Origin of the sequence: Acinetobacter sp. YH12049 (assembly GCF_013419875.1) — a bacterium.
Lineage (GTDB): Bacteria > Pseudomonadota > Gammaproteobacteria > Pseudomonadales > Moraxellaceae > Acinetobacter > Acinetobacter amyesii.
Map to the genome: position 1 here is coordinate 55,201 of NZ_VOZH01000003.1, position 19,137 is coordinate 74,337.

Consider the following 19,137-nt stretch of genomic DNA (forward strand, 5'->3'; position numbering starts at 1 on the left):
TTGTCAAATCGGTACATCTATATGTCTACAAATCATCAACTTAAAAGCTGTTTGTTTGATTTTTTGTCAGATAGGACATTCTCAGGTTATGAATTCAAGGACTTAAGGGGGCTTTTTATCCTTTTCTACCCTGAGTTCAGCTCAAAGCGATATTATTCAAAAATCTACCAATACGTTAGAGAACTCGTTTCATTAAAATTAATTTTGGCTGACACCTCTAGTTGTACATATAAATACTCTTCTAATTACACTCGATCCGAATTACTGGATTTTAGAGAATCAAATGATTCAGATCATGTTAAAAGCAAACTGTTAGTTGAATATGATAGGGTTTTGAAAAGTATTGATAGCCTTCGTAACGAATTACATATTTATGAGTTGTATCTTGAAAAGTTCCCAGTACTTTCAGAAAGCATCATGAAATTCATTAGTAAAAAACAAAAAGAAATAAATTTTCTAGAGTGTGAAATCCAAGCCATTAAAACGCTATTAGAAGCCTGTTAAGGCTTCTAATAGAATATCGAATTCATAAAATCTTGCTCTCAATTTGATCTAAAATACATATCAGTCGTCTAAAAGTTGAAGCATCTCCTTTAGACTTTAAATTATCGAACTCAGTAGAAAGATATTTTTGTTTTAATAAATCACAATTTTCATGAGTTGGATTATTTATAAGCCATAGTGCCAAAAAGTCGATTCTCTTGTTCAAGGAACATTCAGATTCACCGACTTTTTCTAAGGCTATTATTTCTGGAAATGCCCATGCTTTATCAAATTGTCTTGCTACAGATGTTGGTATTTTCTTTTTATAATGCTCAATGTCAAAACCTAAAAGTTCTTTCAGCGTTGATTGAATATTCGTCTTTTTTTGGTATGTTGGATTTGCCTTGCTGTATTTTTGCACAGGCAAATAAGTTCTATTCTGCTTAGAAAGTTCTGGAAGCACTTGAGTTAAAATATCAGAATCACTAAAAGGTAAATGATCAAAGATAATATCTTTTAGGATGTCCCAACTACTCACACCATTTAAGCCAATGCGTTCACCTGATTCATTCTGTGCAACTCCAACCCCAACTACAAATTCTAGTTCTGAATTTTCAGCAGTTGCTTCATCGAAATCTTTTACGGCAATACGTCTATCCGCATCTTCAGTTGTCTTCACAATATTGTAAATTTGCTCTTTTAAAGCACGTAATAAGTGAACTGGAATTTTCCTTTCTGAATGTTGTAGAGCTTTATAGATTTTGGAGTAGTCATGAGTCCGAATGTGGGTAAAATATAATTTCTTTGAACCAACCGTCATTAATACGGATTCTAATTGATCTTTTTCATCATCAGGTCTAGTAACAAAAATCAGATTCTTTGCCAATCGCTCTAATTGCTCCTGAGATTCCATCATGTCTGCAATTAAACCCAGCAAGTCAGTAATGTTGGCATCCGTAATAGAATAACCTATAAATATGACAGGGTTTTCCAAGAAGATAGATAAGAGTTTTGCTGCTAAGTAGGCATTCTTACTATTAAAGTTTTCGTAATCATTTTTTGTCAGGATTAAGCTTGAGAAATTACTACAACACCCATGTATTTTAAAAATCTCACCGATAGATTGTGGATTTCTGAAAAATAGGTCTGATTGCCCTACATATACATTTAATTTAGGAAAAATGGTTTCAAGTAATTTATCCCAATTTGTAGTGATGATTCCATCAATGACTACATCTGAGCTTAACAACTCTTTTAATTCGGAATTCCCTTCAATTTTTGACACAATTTCAACATTTTCTAAATATTGACTAATTTCGTATTTGAGAGGGGTTTCAACAGCATGAATCCAGTTCTTAGACTGGTATATTTCAGGTTTATCTTTATTTGATTTCCACCACTCAGTAGCGAAATCTCCTGCTAATGCCAAGGCAGCCGATGGGTAATCATTACCTGCTGTCCCCAAATAGCTATCGAATGGCATAGATGTTGAGAATTTAGTTAATAAACCTTTCCAATCAGGGAGATCTAGGTAACGTCTAGAAAATCCCGATCCAATGAACAAAAATGGGGCAGAAATTGATTCACTCAGTATTTCAGCCAACTCTTTTTCTATATCTAATTCTTGTGCCATTATTTCACCCCATCTTATTTATTAATTAAAGGCTTGCGTACTTCTTAAAATTTTCCGCTTGCTCAAAAATTTCTTTATACACTTCATCATGATCAATCGGTGGATATCCATATTCAGCGAGCAATACTATGAGATCAACTTTGAGTTCAGCTCGAATATCTTCTCGATCACTCCAGTCAGGGTAACTAGACTTGTCATCTACTACTTCTTTGACAGCTTTAGCTAAATCTAAGAGCCGATCTTCAGGGTACGTGAAATCATATCTCACAGCCAAAGATTGAAGGATGTCATAGAAAGCTTTCTCTTCAATCCCTATCCCAAGATCAGCAAATGAGCCCATTTCTTGCTTTAAATCTTGCAATAACTTCATAATTTCATTTGAGAAGTCTTCAAGAACACCACTGACTAAAATACTGTCTTCTTTGCGTTCATTATAACTATCAACCAAAGCCTTAAAGCGTTTAGAGAAATCAATGGATTTCGTTCTATTCACTTGTTTAAACTTGCCAATAGCTTTTGCTAAAAGTTTTTGTAAAAGCTTAATTTTAGTATTTGGTAGTTTAATTTTTTCAAGTTGGGCTAAGTACTCATCTCCAAAGATATCTACCTCGTTAGATTCTTCCTCACCAATCTTCAGAATATCATCAACTCCATCAGCTTCTAATGCATCAGCAATCATCTTCTGGACTTGAAGATTCATTTGAGCAGTATCAGGAGCATCACCTCTTGTTAGCTTGAAGACGATAGAGCGTACAGCTAGATAGAAATGAATAAGATCTCGTTCATCTTGATTAATCTTTTCTGAGCCATTGCAAACGTCATAAGCGGCTTTTAAACGCTTCACAAGCTGCATAAAACGATGCTCTAGCTCCTTGGTAAGCTGAACATACTCAGATGCCTTATTTAAGCACTGAAGCTGTTTTAACGGCTCTCCTGAGAAATAAGGCGAGGTATCGAATTTATTAAATAGATCCTTCAATAATTCTAAATGATCTTTGACAACGATGATGGATTGCTCAACATCTTCAAAGTTTTTTGCATCAGATTTATTGTAATGAGCTAAAGCCAATTTCATTTGGTTTTTAATACCAATGTAATCGACGACTAATCCTTTCTCTTTTCCCTCAAATTTTCGATTCACACGAGAAATCGTTTGAATTAAGTTATGTTGTTGAATTGGTTTATCAATATAAATCGTGTCTAGGAATGGAACATCAAAACCTGTCAGCCACATATCGACAACAATCGCAATTTTGAAGTTGGATTTCGGATTTTTAAATTGTCTGTCATGTTCTTTACGATCATCTTTAGTACCACACAGATCATAAAGTTCTTTCTCATCATCTTTATGTCTTGTAGCAATTAGCTTGATTTTCGCATTTGGTTTGATTTCTTTTCTTTCTTGCTCAGTTAAAGCAATACCATCGTCAGCTTCTTTGACTTCAGCCCATTCAGGTCGAAGTGCAATGATTTCTTGATAGAGGCTAAAAGCAATTTGTCTCGATGCACAGACAAACATTGCTTTCCCCATGATTGTAGAACCTTCACTCACACGGGTTTCATAATGGTTTATAAAGTCTTCAGCTATCGCTTTAATTCGGTCAGGATTGCCCAAAATTAACCGCATATTTGCCATAGCCTTTTTGCTTTCTTCAACGGCATAAGTTGAAGCACCATCATTTTCTTGACACTTTTTATAGTAGTCTTCAATTTCTTGAAGCTTTTTATTGTCTAGCAATACTTTCGCAGCACGACCTTCATATACGAGTCGAACTGTAATCTCATCTTGTACTGATTCATTCATCGTATAAGAATCAACTACGTCACCGAATACATCTAATGTCGCATCAACTGGTGTACCAGTAAAACCAACGTAGGTTGCATTGGGCAAGGAATCATGGAGGTATTTGGCAAATCCGTAGGTTTTCTTAACACCATTTTCTGTGACACGGATTTTCTGATCTAAATTGATTTGACTACGGTGAGCTTCATCTGAGATACAGATGACGTTTGTGCGATCTGTTAATACTTCAATATCTTCGGTAAATTTATGAATTGTGGTTAAGAACACACCACCACTTTTTCGACCTTGGAGTAACTCTCTAAGATGCTGTCTGCTTTCAACACTTATAATCGTTTCATCACCAATAAAGCCTTTCGCATTGGTAAATTGAGCAGAAAGCTGATCATCCAAATCCGTTCGGTCTGTGATAACAACAATCGTTGGACTTTCAAACTCCACACTTTTCATGATTAAGCGTGATAAAAAGAGCATCGTGAAGCTTTTGCCACATCCCGTTGCTCCAAAATATGTACCGCCTTTACCATCACCTAATGGTTTACGATGCTTTTTGATATTTTCAAATAGCTTGTTGGCTGCATAATACTGAGGGTAACGACAAACGATCTTGTCATCTCGCTTAGTCGTGTCAGGAAAATAAATAAAGTTACGAATGACATCTACTAACCGTTTAGGGTCAAATAAGCCTTCGATCATCGTATGTAATGAGTCAATACCATTTTTTTCTAGTGTTTCATCACCTGTAATTTTGCGCCATGCATAAAAAAACTCATAAGGTGCAAACAAAGATCCCATCTTTGTATTTACACCATCACTGATAACGCATAGAGCGTTATACTTCATGAGTTCAGGGATGTCACGCTTATAGCGTACAGTTAACTGCTGATAGGCATCATAAATGGTAGCATCATCTCGTATGGCACTTTTAAACTCGAAAATAACTAATGGGATACCATTAATATAAAGAATACCATCTGGAATTCTTAATTCATTACCTTTAATTTGCTTTTGAGTAATAAATTTGACAATATTATTATCAATAGTTAAATAGTCTACAAAATTTAAATAAATATCCTTTTTATCTTTATTTTTTCTTTTTAATAGAAATCCATTTGAAATCAAACCTAAAACAGATCTATTAGAAGAATAAAGATCTACAGAACTCAATTTATCAAATTGATTAAATAGAAAGCTTATTTCTTCAGGTTCTAAACTATAATCCCTATATTTATTTATTAAAAAATTTGAAAAATCCTCAAAAATCAATAAATCATCATTCGGAAAATTATGTTTCCAATCATAATGAGAATACCCTTGCTTCTCTAATAAATTTCTAATTGAAATTTCTAGACTAGACTCATTAAAACTCATTTTTCCCCACCTAAAACAAGCTTAGAAACAAATATGTCTAAATAATTTTCCATAGCTTCAACAAAAACACCTAAATGATAAACTTTTTGATAAATGCTTTCATAATACTCATTATATTTAACCAAAACATCCAAGCTAGGTAACATAATTTTTTCTTGATCGAGAAAACCTTCTAAATCAAAATTTTTCACACCAGTTGTACTATTTTCATGACTAAACATTTTTCCGATGTCATAAAGGTATACTAAGTGACTATAAAAGTAGTAAAAATATTGAGAATCTTTTAAGCTGATTGCGCGACAAAAGTTAGAACATATACAATCACTTTCAAAAATTGATAGTAATTTATCCGTAATCAACAAAGGACGTCCGGTACTCTGTACAGGACTTCCACCTGATATTTCAAGAACAATATCACCTTGTTTTAATTTTCTACTAGATAAGTTTTTATTTAAAATAAATCGTGTTGGAATATTTTTTTTCATACCTAATTTAGCAAAAGGAATATCAGTTCCTCTTATGCATAAAACTTTTTCATTATAATTTCCAATTGCTTCATCTTTACCCCAATCACCACCTAAAGAACCTTTAACAAAATGTCTCAAATCAACAAATTCAGGAAATTCACTAATCTTACAATTTAAAGGTTGAGGATTGTTTTCTATAAACCATTGTTTATAGATCATTCTTTGCAAATTTTCCAAATTATCAATTAAAGCTTTCTTTTGGCTAATCTTATTTTTTAATAAATTATAGGAAGCTACAATTTCTAACTGTTTTGAAATGCTTGGGATAGGTAACTCTGTATTACAAAGTTCTTCCCATCCAAAAATTTCACGGACACTTCCATGTGACATATATCGTGCATATCTATCAAATTCTGGTCGGCCAAACCACATCATTAAATATTCAGGATTTAAAAAATTTGTATCAATAATTTCAAATACTGTGTAGCTTGTAGAAACAATACAATCATCTTCATTTAAAAGTGCAATTGATATTTTATCGCCATTTCTTGAAGTAACAGGTCCATATGCAAATTGATTAGTCTGTACTATTTTATAATTAGACATATCTGTACCAATAATATTGGCAATTGATGGAATAAACCTCTTAGAAATACTTACTCCTAATAGCTTTTCAACTTGAAGATTAGTATTTTTTTTAACTACTTCTCTGATATAAGGACCTAGTTTTTTATAATTTAATTTCATAACCAAGTTCCTTAAATAAAGTTACTAAAGCTTCATTTGATTTCTTCTCATTAATTAATAATGATTGAATTTCCTTGCTAAAAATAAGCATTTTCTTATCAAAATCTATTTTTTCATCTCTATTAACAAATTCTATGTATTTACTTGGTATGAGTGAATAATCCTTATTTTCGATTTCCTCGATAGTAGCTGAATAACAAAATTCAGGAATGTTTTTATATTCAGTAGAGTGCGCCTCTTCTTGCCAAACATGAAATAAAGAACTTATTTTTTCAATATCTAAGTCAGAAAATTGAATGAATTTTTTTTCAAAAGGTTCGCCTACTTGACGTAAATCCATAAAGAGAATTTCATTTTCTCTATCACGATATTTTCTTGTTACATCTGCATTTTTAACAACTCTAGATTTTTTATTTCTATTTAAAATCCATAGCGTTACACTAATATCAGTGGTATAAAACATATTGCGAGGCAAAATAAGAATAGCTTCAACCAATTTGTTGTCAATCAGCTTCTTCCGAATCTCTTTTTCTGTACCATCACCTGATAAAGCACCATTCGCTAGAATGAAGCCTGCAACACCATTTTGAGAAAGTTTCGAAACCATGTGGAGAATCCAACCATAGTTAGCATTCCCTGTAGGAGGAACTTCATACCCATCCCAACGAGAATCTTTAGTTAACTCATCTGCTCCACGCCAATCCTTTTGGTTAAAGGGCGGATTCGCCATAATGAAGTCAAACTTTTGATCAGGATGTTGATCCTTCGCAAAAGTATCTCTGGCTGCTGCACCAAGATCTGCACTAATACCACGAATTGCCAAGTTCATCTTAGCAAGCTTATAAGTAGCAGTCGTTTGTTCTTGCCCAAAAATCGAAATGTCTTTTCTATTCCCTTTATGGTTTTCCACAAATTTCATAGATTGAACAAACATACCACCAGAACCGCACGCAGGGTCATAAACACGACCTTTGTATGGCTCAATCAGTGATGCAATCAGCTTAACAATACTTTTAGGTGTATAGAATTCTCCTTTACCTTTACCTTCTGCTAAAGCAAAGTTACCTAAGAAATATTCATAAACTCGACCAACAACATCTTCATGCTGATTAGAGATTGTTTGAATGTTATTAATCTCGTCAAGTAATGCAGCAAGTTTACTTACTTCTAAATCAATACGAGAGAAGTAGTTATCTGGAAGTGCGCCTTGAAGTGCTTTATTTTTCTTCTCAATGTTATGAAGGGCTGTATCAATCTTCAGAGCAATATCTTCTTGCTTAGCATTTGCAATGAGGTAGCTCCAACGAGACTCTTCCGTTAGATAAAAGACATTATCTTGATGATAAAAAGCTTCAATTTCTAAGAATTTTTCAGCATTAGCACCATGCTTTTCAGCAATTTTTTTACGTTGAGCTTCAAAGGTATCACTCACGAATTTCAAGAAAATAAGTGATAAAACAATATGTTTATATTCCGAAGGTTCAACACTACCACGTAATTTATTGGCACTATCCCATAAAGATTCTTCAAAACTTTTGACTTTTGATTTGGTAGGTTTTTTAGCCACTGAATACATTCCTCAAATTAACCCCCTAATTAAAACAAATTTTTACTTAAAATAGTATTAGCTACCATTCATTTGTGGGTAGTTCTCAAAGGTCATGTTATTTCACGCAATTTTTTAATATTTGTAAAAAATATAAATAGACATTTTTTTCTAAAAAGTGTTAAGAAAATTGTTAATAATAGAAATATATAAAAAAACATTCATATTCAATATATTAACAAATTTATTAACAATTCAATATGACATTATCGTAATTTTAGGTGGCGGTGCTATTGTGCTTCCTGTGCTGCATGAAATTATTCCAGTCAATATGAACACCCTACGTCTTGAAGTACGCCGTGCAGATGACCAAGCGCTGATTACACGTGACCGTATGCGTGTCGATGTGATGGCGGAGTTCTATGTCCGTGTGAAACCAACCGCAGATTCGATTGCTACCGCAGCACAAACGTTAGGTCAAAAGACCATGTCACCAAATGAGCTTAAAAATTTGGTCGAAGGTAAATTCGTTGACTCTCTACGTGCAGTTGCCGCAGAAATGGCGATGGAAGAATTGCATGAAAAACGTGTCGACTTCGTTCAAAAAGTTCAGCAAGTGGTGTCTGAAGATTTACATAAAAACGGTTTGGAACTTGAAACCGTTTCATTAACTGGCTTAGACCAAACAGGCTTTAAATACTTCAACCCACAAAATGCGTTCGATGCTGAAGGTTTAACTAAACTGACAGAAACCATTGAAGACCGTCGTCGTAAACGTAATGCGATTGAGCAAGATGCAGATCTTGCAATCAAGACCAAGAACTTAGAAGCAGAACAAGCACGTCTACAAATTTTGCGTGAAGAAGAATATGCAAAACTGCAACAAGAACGTGAAATTTCAGTTCGTCGTGCAGAACAGCTTGCAGAAATTGCATCACAAGAAGCTTCGAAAAAACGTGAAGCCGAAGAAGCGCGTATTGCTGCTGAACGTGAAGTTGACTTAAAGCGTATTACTGCTGCACGTGACGTTGAAAATCAAAATATTCAAAAGTCACAAATTATTCAGCAAGCCCAAGTGGAACAAAAGAAAACCATTGAGTTGGCTGAGCAAGACCGTGCCATTGCTATTGCAGAAAAATCTCGTGCTGAATCTGAAGCTAAAGCGCATGCCGATCAAGCCCGTGCTCAAGCGGTAAAAGCCGAAGAAGAAGTCATTACCGTTCGTCAAATCCAACAAGCTGAACGTCAAAAAGCTGTTGAATTGGTCTCTGCGAAAGAAAAAGCGGAGAAAGATGCGATTGCCATTACTGTCGCGGCAGAAGCAGGTAAACAAGCAGCAGCAGATGATGCAGAAGCTATCCGTATTGCAGCTGAAGCCGAAGCTGAAAAAGTTCGCTTAAAAGCCAAAGGTGAAGCTGACGCAAAAGTTCTGTTGGCTCAGGCGATGGAAAAACAATACCAAGTTGATGCTGAAGGTACACGTGCAGTGAACGAAGCAAACAACGTATTGTCATCTGAACAGGTTGAAATGCAAATTCGTTTAGCGATGCTGAAATACTTACCTGAAATCATTCGCGAAAGTGTGAAACCAATGGAAAACATTGATGACATTAAGATTTTGCAAGTAAATGGTCTAAATGGTGGTCATGCAGGTTCTTGCCAAGGTGATGCTCACCACGAAGGCAGTGGCAATGTTGCCTTGTCAGACCAAGTGGTGAATAGTGCCCTACGCTACCGCAGCCAGGCCCCACTGATTGATAGCTTGATGAGTGAGCTTGGTATCCAAGGTGGCGATATTAACGGTTTAACTCAGAGCTTAAAAACCAGCAAAAACTAAGTTTTTGATTGAGATAGGGCTCCATCAAATCTCTTTATTCAGAAGTGATTGCTTGAGCAACACATTCTAAATGAATTAAAAAAGCAGTGTCCGCACTGCTTTTTTTATGGCTTAGATACTTGTACTTATGGGCATACAATCTCCCAAAGAAATGAACAACATTTTCTGTCTTATCAGAGCGCTTTTAATGGTTTCTGACATTTATATTTCGCATCACAGCCTGATGTTAAATCAATGAACAAATGGCGTATTTCATAAAAATACTCATTTAGAAGCTATAGAGCAAACAGCATAAAATTATGAAACAAAATATTTAAAATCAATTAATTGATATATCCTTCTCATCTTACAGAATAAGATATTTACTTCTATATATTCAGCTCGATAACATTTTGTTCTATCTATTGTTTTTATAAAACTTGGAAATTGCTTATTAAATTGAAAATAGGGCCTAACAAGGTATTTGCACTTCAAACCATCAACTAAAAAATAATAGCTGACTATAGATGTATATGCTCATGTAGATTTTCTTAAAAAAATTTCATCACTGAGATAGCAAATTTCACCAATTTTAAAGCTCCCCCTTCTCATATTCCTGATCTACCATCCTTTGTATAAGGCTTGAGAAAATTACAAATAAAATAATTTCTATTGAAAATATTAGGCTTCATCCAAGTAAAAAAGCTCTTTAATGATAAAGATCCATTAAAAATCTCAATTAAATTAGTTATTTTCCCTAAAATCAATATACTGCACGCTATACGAAATTATTTTTAAAAATCATAAACCTATGACCATCCCCGCAATCATCACATATTCGGATTATTATGTGTTCTTTACATTTCATAGTTATTGAACAACCAATATTCCATCCGTTTATGCAGCGTCACTGCACCCCAAAGCAGAACACATAGCCATGCCCTTATGGCTTTTGCATAGCGGCTGAAATACGCTTTTTTTTGCGTAAAAAAAAGAGAATCCGAAGATTCTCTTTTGATGTTTAAGTATGGCGATTAAACCAAACCTTTGCCTTTCAGCACTTCGTACATGGTCGAACCTAATTCAGCAGGACTACGGGTATAAGCCATACCCGCTTTTTCAAAGGCAGCGAATTTCTCTTCAGCTGTGCCTTTACCGCCCGAAATGATTGCCCCTGCATGCCCCATACGTTTACCTTTAGGTGCAGTTACACCCGCGATATAACCAACAACAGGCTTTGTAACATTCGACTGGATATATTCAGCTGCTTCTTCTTCTGCTGTACCACCAATCTCACCAATCATGATGATCGCTTCAGTTTGCGGGTCGTCTTGGAACAGCTTTAAGCAATCAATTTGGTTCATACCCGGAATTGGATCTCCCCCAATACCGATACACGTCGACTGACCTAGACCCAGCTTGGTGGTTTGCGCTACAGCTTCATAGGTCAGAGTCCCTGATCGCGAGATAATGCCGATTTTACCCGGCTGATGAATATGCCCCGGCATAATACCGATCTTACATTCACCCGGAGTAATAATCCCTGGACAGTTCGGACCAATTAGACGTGCATTATTACCATAGGTTTCTAGGTAACGTTTAGCTTTTAGCATATCGAGTGTAGGCACACCTTCCGTAATCACAACGATCAGCTCAACACCTGAATCAATCGATTCAATAATTGAATCTAGGACAAATGGTGCCGGTACATAAATCGAGGTTGCCGTTGCACCCGTTTCACGTACCGCTTCTTTCATGGTATTGAATACGGGCAGATTCAAATGTTGTGTACCGCCTTTACCCGGCGTCACACCACCGACCACTTTTGTGCCGTAAGCAATAGATTGTTCTGAATGAAATGTGCCGTTTTTACCGGTAAAACCTTGTACCAATACTTTAGTGTCTTTATTAACTAATACGCTCATGATCTCTACTCCCTTAGCCTTTTACCGCAGCAACAATTTTTTCTGCAGCATCAGCCAAGCCATTTGCAGAAATCAATTTCAAACCTGATTCATCAAGTAATTTTGCACCCAACTCTGCATTGTTCCCTTCTAAACGAACAACCACAGGTACAGTCACATTTACTTCTTGAACCGCTGCAATAATTGCTTCAGCAATCATGTCACAACGTACAATCCCACCAAAAATATTAATTAATACACCCTGCACAGAACTATCCGCCAAAATGATTTTAAAGGCTTCAATTACGCGTTCTTTGGTCGCGCCACCGCCGACATCTAGGAAGTTTGCAGGTTGACCACCATATAGCTTGATGATGTCCATGGTTGCCATCGCTAGACCAGCACCATTCACCATACAGCCAATATTGCCTTCTAAGGCAACATAGTTCAGATCAAACTCAGAGGCTTTCAGCTCACGCTCATTTTCTTGCGTTTTATCGCGTAGTGCTGCGATTTCTGGTAAGCGATATAAAGCATTTGAGTCGATACCAATTTTTGCATCCACACATAAAATCTCGCCATTTTCACGTACGGATAACGGGTTAATTTCAAATAAGGCAAAGTCATTTTCAATGAATGCTTGATACGCAGCAGACATGATTTTGACAAATTGATTCACTTGACCATCTTTTAGGTTTAAAGCAAATGCCACTTCACGCGCTTGAAATGGTAATAAACCTACTAGAGGATCTACTTCAACTTTAATAATTTTTTCAGGGGTTTCTTCTGCAACTTTTTCAATTTCCACACCACCTTCAGTCGATGCCATAAAGGTCACACGGCGGCTAGAACGGTCAACGACAGCACTTAGGTACAATTCACGCTCTACTGGATAAACATCTTCAGATACCAAAATACCGCTGACGGGTTGACCTAATGCATCTGTTTGATAAGTCACCAAGCGTGAACCGACCATTTGATTCACATAATCTGTCGCTTCTTGCGCAGATTTAACAACTTTTACACCGCCTGCCTTACCGCGGCCCCCAGCATGGACTTGCGCTTTCAACACTGCAAATTTACCGCCCAGCTGCTCAAAAGCTTTGACTGCTTCTTCTGTAGTGGTTACAAATACGCCTTCTTGCACCGGCATACCATATTTTTTTAATAACGCTTTAGCTTGATATTCGTGTAGATTCATTGAACAACCTTTTACTCTTTCTTCGCTTTGTTATGACCCATTAAAGCCCAGACGTCCGTCAAAGCAGCTTTAACCTTTTTAAATCTTAAAATATTTCTTATCTTTATTTTTAGATGATTATTCAAATTAAAACAACCATCTGAAACAAAAAAGAGCGGCCTAAGCCGCTCTTTTTACATCTTATTTACGTTTACGCTGAATCGCGTGAATTGCACGTCCATCGACTGCAAGTGCAGCTTCGTGAACGACTTCAGAGAATGTCGGGTGACCGAAAGTCATTAACTGTAGGTCTTCAACACTTGATACGAACTCAAGTGCGATCATGCCTTGGTGTACGATGTCAGACGCTGCAGGTCCAATCACGTGCATACCGAGTAGACGATCTGTCTTCGCATCAGCAACAAACTTAACAAAGCCTGCGTTTTCACCAGCAGCCATTGCACGACCATTCGCAGCAAAGCCAAATTGACCAGTCTTCACTTCATGGCCTTTTTCTTTCGCTTGCTCTTCTGTTAAACCAACCCACGCCGCTTCTGGGTGTGTGTAGATTACAGAGATGATTGTGTCGTAGTTCACTTGAGCAGCGTGACCGTGCATACGTTCAACAGCCATTACGCCTTCTTCCATTGCTTTATGTGCAAGCATTGGACCACGTACCAAGTCACCAATTGCGTATACGCCTTCAACCGAAGTTGCACACCAATCGTTTACTTCAACTAGACCGCGTTCAGTGAGTTTAATGCCTGAATCTTCAGCCAATAAACCTTCTGCATATGCTTTACGGCCAACACAAACGATCAATTTATCGAAAGTTTGAGTTTTGTCTTCGCCACCTTGCGTATACTTAACAGTAACTTCACGGCCATTTACTTCTGTACCAGCAACTTTAGCGCCAACACGGATATCAAGACCTTGTTTAGTCAATACTTTTTGGTAGTCTTTTGCCAAAGCTTTATCAGCCATTGGTAAGAATGCATCCATTGCTTCAAATACAACAACTTCAGCACCTAGACGACGCCAAACAGAACCAAGCTCTAGACCAATGACACCCGCGCCAATTACGCCAAGACGTTTAGGCACTTCTGGGAACTCAAGCGCACCAGTAGAGTCAACAATAATGTCTTGGTCTACAGGAGCAACAGGAATATTTACCGGTACAGAACCCGATGCAAGGATTACATATTTAGGTTCTAAAATTTGAGTTTCACCTTCGTGAGATACAAACTCAACTTTCTTACCTGCAAGTAATTTACCTGTACCTTTTAACCATTCGATACCATTGCCTTTAAGTAGGCCATCAATACCCATCGTCAATTGGTTAACAATTTTGTCTTTACGATCAAGCAGTTTTGCAAGATCAAATTTCACTTCACCTGTTGTAATACCGTGGTCATCTAAGTGATGAACGGTATCTTCATAACGGTGCGATGAATCAAGTAATGCTTTAGATGGGATACAACCCACGTTTAAGCAAGTACCACCTAAAGATGGTTTACCTTTATGAATACGTTTTTCAATACAAGCTACTTTAAAGCCTAATTGAGCAGCGCGGATAGCAGCCTCATAACCACCAGGACCGCCACCAATAACAACTAAATCAAATTGAGACATGTGTATCTCCAAAAATGGGCTTAGAGGATCGCTCTAAGCCCATTGCATTATTCTGAAGTATTAAAGATCAAGGATTAGCTTAGCTGGTTCTTCTAACAATTCTTTGATTGTTACAAGGAAGCCGACTGCTTCTTTACCATCGATTAGACGGTGGTCATAAGAAAGCGCTAAGTACATCATTGGCAAGATTTCAACTTGACCATTTACAGCCATAGGACGTTCTTGGATTTTATGCATACCCAAAATCGCAGTTTGCGGCGTATTTAGGATAGGTGTAGAAAGCAATGAACCAAAAGTACCACCATTAGTAATAGTGAAAGTACCGCCAGTCATATCTTCAATACCCAATTTACCATCACGCGCTTTACCAGCGTATGCACGGATACCGTTTTCAACTTCAGCATAGTTCATGCGGTCAGTATCACGAAGAACTGGAACCACTAGACCACGGTCGCTTGATACAGCAACACCGATGTCGTAGAAACCGTGGTAAACGATGTCATTGCCATCAATCGAAGCGTTTACAGCTGGGTAGCGTTTAAGTGCTTCAGTTGCCGCTTTAACGAAGAATGACATGAAGCCAAGACGTGCACCATGACGCTTTTCAAAAGCATCTTTGTATTGCGCACGCATTTCCATGATTGGTTTCATGTTTACTTCGTTGAACGTAGTCAACATTGCAGTTTCTTGAGTTGCAGCAAGTAAACGTTCAGCAACACGCTTACGAAGACGAGTCATAGGAACACGTTTTTCGATACGTTCACCAACAGCAACGCTTAATGGCGCAGCAGCAGGAGCAGCTGGTTTAGCTTGATGGTTTGCAACATCTTCTTTAGTGATGCGACCGCCACGGCCAGTGCCAGCAACGTCAGCAGCAGCAATGCCAGACTCAGTCAATGCTTTACGCACTGCAGGAGCTTGATCAGCAACAGGTTGAGCACGTTCAACAACAGGAGCAGCGCCCGCTTGAGTTTGCGCAGCAGCTTGTTCTACTTTCTCTTCTGATTGAACAGCTTGAGTTTGAGCAGCGCCAGAAGCAGCACCTTCTTCAAAAGTCGCAATCACTTCGTTCGATAAAACTGTATCGCCTTCGTTTTTAACGATTGCAGAAATCGTACCGTCAGCAGGAGCTACAACTTCTAAAACAACTTTATCTGTTTCAATATCACAAATCACTTCGTCACGTGATACTGCTTCACCTGGTTGTTTGTGCCAAGTTGCAACTGTACCGTCAGCAACTGACTCTGGGAATACCGGTGCTTTAATTTCGGTTGCCATTATTAAGAATCTCCTGTTATTCAGCTACGATAGCTAAAGCATCATTTACGAGCTGAGCTTGTTGTTTTGCGTGCAAATATGGTGAACCACAAGCCGGTGCAGCAGAAGCTTCACGACCTGCATAACTAATACGAACTTGTTTGCCCGCTTTCATCACGTCGTCATACAGACGCGGAGCGATGAATAACCATGCACCTTGGTTCTTCGGTTCTTCTTGAGCCCAAACCAATTCTTTAACGTTTGGATATTGTGCAAGAACTTCAGCAAGACGTGCTTCTGGGTACGGATACAATTGTTCAATACGAACGATTGCTGTGTTGTTCAATTCTTTTTCACGACGTTTTTCAAGTAAGTCGTAGTAAACCTTACCACCACAAAGCACTAGACGAGTTACGTCTGATTTGTTGATGTTGTCGATTTCATCAATCACAGTTTGGAATGAACCATTTGCAAGTTCTTCTAATGTAGAGGTTGCAAGTTTGTGACGAAGAAGAGACTTCGGTGAAGTCACGATCATTGGTTTACGGATTGGACGAAGTGCTTGACGACGCATCGCATGGTAAATCTGCGCTGGTGTAGTCGGTGTGATCACTTGCATGTTTTCTTCAGCACATAGCTGTAAGAAACGCTCTAAACGAGCTGATGAATGCTCAGGACCTTGACCTTCAAAGCCGTGTGGAAGAAGCATAGTCAGACCGCATACACGTTCCCATTTCGTTTCGCCAGACGCGATGAACTGATCGATTACAACCTGTGCACAGTTTGCGAAGTCACCAAATTGCGCTTCCCAAATGACAAGGCTCTTCGGAAGAGTCGTTGCATAACCGTATTCGAATGCAAGAACCGCCATTTCTGACAATAAAGAGTCATAAATTGCAGTACGCGGTTGGTTTTCTTTCAAGTTACATAATGGAATGTAAGTTGAACCATCTACTTGGTTATGAAGTTTTGCATGACGGTGTGAGAATGTACCACGACCAACGTCTTCACCTGTTAAACGAACAAGGAAACCTTCATCTAGAAGAGACGCGTAAGCTAATGTTTCAGCAGCACCCCAGTTCAATGGCATTTCACCAGTCTGCATTTTCAGACGGTCATCAATCACTTTAGCAACCTGACGTTGCATCACGAAGCCTTCAGGAAGCTCGCGCATTTTCGCACCAAGCTCTTTTAGACGTTCGATTGGGAAAGTCGTATCCCATTTGTCTGTGTATTCGTGGCCTAGGTAAGGTTTCCAGTCCACAAACATTTTTGTATTTGGCTCAAGTACCAACGCATTTGCAACGTGTTTTCCTGCTTCAAGGTCAGAACGATACTGTTCAACCATTGCATCAGCAGAAGCACGATCAAGAACGCCTTCTTGTACAAGTTTGTCAGCATAAAGCGTACGAGTAGTCGCTTTTTTATTGATGATTTGATACATCATTGGCTGAGTTGCAGCTGGCTCGTCGGCTTCGTTATGACCACGACGACGGTAGCAGAACATATCGATTACAACGTCTTTACGGAATGTATGACGGAAATCGTGTGCCAATTGAGAAACAAATAATACAGATTCAGGATCATCACCGTTCACATGGAAGATCGGTGCTTGGATCATTTTCGCGATGTCAGTACAGTATTCTGTAGAACGCGCATCACGTGGGTCAGACGTTGTAAAACCAACTTGGTTGTTCACGACGATATGAACTGTACCACCCACGGTATAACCGCGAGTTTGTGACATTTGGAAAGTTTCTTGGTTTACACCTTGACCTGCAAATGCAGCATCACCGTGAACAATGATTGGTAATACATCATCACCACCGATATCTTTACGACGTACTTGACGTGCGCGTACAGAACCTTCTACTACAGGTCCAACGATTTCTAAGTGTGATGGGTTAAACGCTAATGCCAAGTGAACTTCGCCACCCGGAGTCATGACGTTTGAAGAGAAACCTTGGTGGTATTTAACGTCACCAGAGCCTTTTTTATGCAGAGATTTACCTTCGAACTCACCAAATAGGTCAGCTGGGTTTTTACCCATGATGTTTACAAGAAGGTTTAAACGGCCACGGTGAGGCATACCGATAACCACTTCTTTACAACCTACTGAACCCGCGCGTTGAATAAGTTCATTCACCATAGGAATGAAAGATTCACCACCTTCAACACCGAAACGTTTCGCACCAACGAATTTGTTACCAAGGTATTTTTCTAGGCCTTCAGCTGCAGTTAGACGTTCAAGGACGTGTTTCTTTTGGTCTGCAGTGTAGCCGAATTGACCACGAGTACCTTCAAGGCGTTGTTGAATCCAACGTTTTTCTTTGGTATCAACAATGTGCATGTATTCAACACCAATCGAAGCAGTATAAGTTGCTTCCATTGCTTGAACCATTTCACCAAGAGTTGCTTCAGATTTACCGATTGCAAGGTTACCTGTATTAAATACAGTGTCTAAGTCAGACTGAGTTAAACCGTGCGCAGCAAGATCTAGATCAGGTACGATTTCACGTTTTGCAAGACCTAGTGGATCTAATTTTGCGTTTTGATGACCACGGTTACGGTATGCAGCGATCAACTGTAATACACCGATTTGACGGCGTTCATGCTCAGAACTTACTGCACTTTGCACTACTGGCTGAACACGGCTTGAATTACGGCCTAATAATAGGAATTGCTCACGTACATTGCTGTGTGGTTGATCACCTTTCGGGAATTTATCGAAGTATTCACGCCAATCAGCCTCTACTGAGTCTGGAGCCGTTAGATACTGCTCATAAAGTTCTTCAATATACGCTGCACTGTCAGCGCTAAGTTCAGTGTCAAGACGCAGTGCGTCAGCAACTTCTTGCATTTGTGGACCCATTTCCTATTGCAAAACATTTCAGGATGCTTTTTAAGCGAACCCATGATTAGTAATGTCAAATTGGTAATATGACATTAGTCCCCATTAGGCTTAAGCCTTGAGGCGTTATCACTACATTAGGATTACCCAATGTGATTAATGAACAATAACGCCCTCAGCGGCATCATTACTCATTGAGAAATACCCGACATAAATCGGGCAATTTTTGCAAATCGTCTTAGAAAAAATAAAATTTGCACCATTATCTTTTCTAAAGCGACTTTATTAACATTTATATACCGTCTACAGCGCTTAAATTGTAGAAAAAATGTACCTAATTCAAAGTCATTTTTTACATATAGTGATGCTTTAAATGCTAACACGTTCGAGCATTTTCAATTGATTTTTTTGACACATACCTCTCATAAATTAGCGAAATACACTGTTTG

The 19,137-nt window shown here is 38.1% G+C and carries 11 protein-coding genes; 2 read left to right on the forward strand and 9 right to left on the reverse strand.

The window, feature by feature from the left end; translation table 11 throughout:
• The first annotated feature begins 21 nt into the window (after positions 1-21).
• A complete protein-coding gene (locus FTU05_RS01960) occupies positions 22-504 on the forward strand; it encodes a hypothetical protein (RefSeq protein ID WP_100240915.1) in 483 nt (160 codons plus the stop codon).
• A 22-nt stretch (positions 505-526) separates the two neighbouring features.
• Here the strand turns inward: FTU05_RS01960 and FTU05_RS01965 are convergent, their stop codons facing one another.
• The 4 genes from FTU05_RS01965 to FTU05_RS01980 are packed head-to-tail and all read right to left on the reverse strand — an operon-like array spanning position 527 to position 8,078.
• Entirely contained in the window at positions 527-2,116 is a 1,590-nt protein-coding gene (locus FTU05_RS01965) for an SIR2 family protein (protein WP_100240914.1), read from the reverse strand.
• 25 nt (positions 2,117-2,141) lie between these two features.
• Positions 2,142-5,288 carry a type I restriction endonuclease subunit R gene (locus FTU05_RS01970; RefSeq protein ID WP_100240913.1) on the reverse strand — a complete coding sequence of 1,049 codons (3,147 nt, stop codon included), beginning with the start codon at positions 5,286-5,288 and terminating at the stop codon, positions 2,142-2,144.
• Positions 5,285-6,502 (reverse strand): hypothetical protein, encoded by a 1,218-nt coding sequence (locus tag FTU05_RS17765; protein ID WP_213064526.1) that lies wholly within the window; start codon positions 6,500-6,502, stop codon positions 5,285-5,287. Before FTU05_RS17765 ends, FTU05_RS01970 begins: the two co-directional genes overlap by 4 nt.
• On the reverse strand, positions 6,486-8,078 hold the full coding sequence (locus tag FTU05_RS01980) for a class I SAM-dependent DNA methyltransferase (protein WP_100240912.1): 1,593 nt from the start codon (positions 8,076-8,078) through the stop codon (positions 6,486-6,488). Before FTU05_RS01980 ends, FTU05_RS17765 begins: the two co-directional genes overlap by 17 nt.
• A 193-nt stretch (positions 8,079-8,271) precedes the next feature.
• Between FTU05_RS01980 and FTU05_RS01985 the strand changes: the two genes are divergently transcribed.
• Entirely contained in the window at positions 8,272-9,885 is a 1,614-nt protein-coding gene (locus FTU05_RS01985; protein WP_373685253.1) for a flotillin family protein, read from the forward strand.
• 1,013 nt (positions 9,886-10,898) lie between these two features.
• Here FTU05_RS01985 and sucD read toward each other — a convergent pair.
• The 5 genes from sucD to FTU05_RS02010 all read right to left on the reverse strand — a co-directional run bounded on the left by sucD (position 10,899) and on the right by FTU05_RS02010 (position 18,697).
• Positions 10,899-11,789, reverse strand: a complete 891-nt coding sequence (sucD, locus tag FTU05_RS01990) for a succinate--CoA ligase subunit alpha (protein ID WP_168379215.1) — start codon at positions 11,787-11,789, stop codon at positions 10,899-10,901.
• Between the two features lie 13 nt (positions 11,790-11,802).
• On the reverse strand, positions 11,803-12,969 hold the full coding sequence (sucC, locus tag FTU05_RS01995; RefSeq protein ID WP_180164077.1) for an ADP-forming succinate--CoA ligase subunit beta: 1,167 nt from the start codon (positions 12,967-12,969) through the stop codon (positions 11,803-11,805).
• 180 nt (positions 12,970-13,149) lie between these two features.
• Entirely contained in the window at positions 13,150-14,580 is a 1,431-nt protein-coding gene (lpdA, locus tag FTU05_RS02000) for a dihydrolipoyl dehydrogenase (RefSeq protein ID WP_078189903.1), read from the reverse strand.
• 60 nt (positions 14,581-14,640) lie between these two features.
• A complete protein-coding gene (gene odhB / locus FTU05_RS02005; protein WP_078192990.1) occupies positions 14,641-15,858 on the reverse strand; it encodes a 2-oxoglutarate dehydrogenase complex dihydrolipoyllysine-residue succinyltransferase in 1,218 nt (405 codons plus the stop codon).
• 16 nt (positions 15,859-15,874) lie between these two features.
• Positions 15,875-18,697 carry a 2-oxoglutarate dehydrogenase E1 component gene (locus FTU05_RS02010; RefSeq protein ID WP_180089273.1) on the reverse strand — a complete coding sequence of 941 codons (2,823 nt, stop codon included), beginning with the start codon at positions 18,695-18,697 and terminating at the stop codon, positions 15,875-15,877.
• Positions 18,698-19,137: the final 440 nt, after the last annotated feature.

Coding starts and splice junctions, on each gene's coding strand:
- FTU05_RS01960 (WP_100240915.1), top strand. CDS start 22: ATGTCTACAAATCATCAACTTAAAAGCTGTTTGTTTGATTTTTTGTCA.
- FTU05_RS01965 (WP_100240914.1), bottom strand. CDS start 2,116: ATGGCACAAGAATTAGATATAGAAAAAGAGTTGGCTGAAATACTGAGT.
- FTU05_RS01970 (WP_100240913.1), bottom strand. CDS start 5,288: ATGAGTTTTAATGAGTCTAGTCTAGAAATTTCAATTAGAAATTTATTA.
- FTU05_RS17765 (WP_213064526.1), bottom strand. CDS start 6,502: ATGAAATTAAATTATAAAAAACTAGGTCCTTATATCAGAGAAGTAGTT.
- FTU05_RS01980 (WP_100240912.1), bottom strand. CDS start 8,078: ATGTATTCAGTGGCTAAAAAACCTACCAAATCAAAAGTCAAAAGTTTT.
- sucD (WP_168379215.1), bottom strand. CDS start 11,789: ATGAGCGTATTAGTTAATAAAGACACTAAAGTATTGGTACAAGGTTTT.
- sucC (WP_180164077.1), bottom strand. CDS start 12,969: ATGAATCTACACGAATATCAAGCTAAAGCGTTATTAAAAAAATATGGT.
- lpdA (WP_078189903.1), bottom strand. CDS start 14,580: ATGTCTCAATTTGATTTAGTTGTTATTGGTGGCGGTCCTGGTGGTTAT.
- odhB (WP_078192990.1), bottom strand. CDS start 15,858: ATGGCAACCGAAATTAAAGCACCGGTATTCCCAGAGTCAGTTGCTGAC.
- FTU05_RS02010 (WP_180089273.1), bottom strand. CDS start 18,697: ATGCAAGAAGTTGCTGACGCACTGCGTCTTGACACTGAACTTAGCGCT.